At 72.4% G+C, this 1,038-nt stretch carries 1 protein-coding gene; it reads left to right on the top strand.

All coding sequences use genetic code 11. The features are described 5' to 3' along the window. Positions 1–1,038, top strand: a 1,038-nt coding sequence (locus ACH4UM_RS41825) for a phosphopantetheine-binding protein (protein ID WP_398191951.1), incomplete at both ends; no start/stop codon positions are given.

Consider the following 1,038-nt stretch of genomic DNA (forward strand, 5'->3'; position numbering starts at 1 on the left):
GTGCTGCAGGCCGGCGTCCAGCAGGCCAGGCACCCGGGTGCCACACCGGCCGTGCTGCGCAGCGCGGTGGAGCAGGCGGTACTGCTGGAGAAGGAACTCGTCGTCGACCCCGAGTGGTTCCTGCGCTGGTCGGAGCGGACCGGTGGCGCCGGCGTCGACGTCCGGGTCAAGGAGGGCACCCACCACAACGAGCTCACCCGGCACCGGTACGAGGTCGTGCTGCACAAGCCGGACGCAGCGAAACCGGGCGACGCGCTGCCCTTGGACGCCGTTCCCACCGTGGAGTGGGACGGAGACCTCGACCGCCTCGCCGACCAGGTGGGCGGCCGGAACGAAGCGGTAGTGCGCGTCACTGGCGTCCCGAACGCGCGCCTGGCCGACGAGTTCGCAGCGGCACGTGAACTGGGCCAGGAGGATCCCGGCGCGCCGACGGTACCGCCGCTCGACCCGCCCTTGATCCGTGCGTGGGCCGCGCGGCACGGCTGGGACGCGGTGGTGACGTGGTCGGCGGACGCGGTCGAACAGGTCGACGTGCTCGTCTTCCGGGACGGCCCGGTGGCGGGCCGGATCCTGACCGGGGCGTACGTGCCCGGGCAAGGGGACCGGACGCCGGTCAACAACCCCGCGGTCGCGAGCGCCATCACCGCGCTGCTGCCCGCCCTCCGCACGTACCTGCGGGACACCCTGCCCGAGTACATGGTGCCGGCCGCGATCGTGCCCATCGGCAGCGTGCCGCTGACGGACAACGGCAAGCCCGACCGGCGCGCGCTGCCGGTACCCGACTTTGCCGCGGGCGGCAGCGGACGCGCTCCGTCGACGCCGGAGGAGGAGTCGCTGTGCGCGCTGTTCGCCGCGGTGCTCGGACTCGACCGGGTCGGCGTGGACGACAACTTCTTCACCGTCGGTGGGCACTCGCTGCTGGCGACCAAGCTGGTCAGCCGTGTTCGCGCCGTGCACGGTGTGGAGATCCCGATCCGGCTGGTCTTCCAGGCACCCACGGTCGCCGAACTCGCGGCACATCTGACGAGTCTGAGCAAC

The sequence above is a fragment of the Streptomyces sp. NPDC020801 genome, from assembly GCF_044334385.1.
GTDB lineage: Bacteria > Actinomycetota > Actinomycetes > Streptomycetales > Streptomycetaceae > Streptomyces.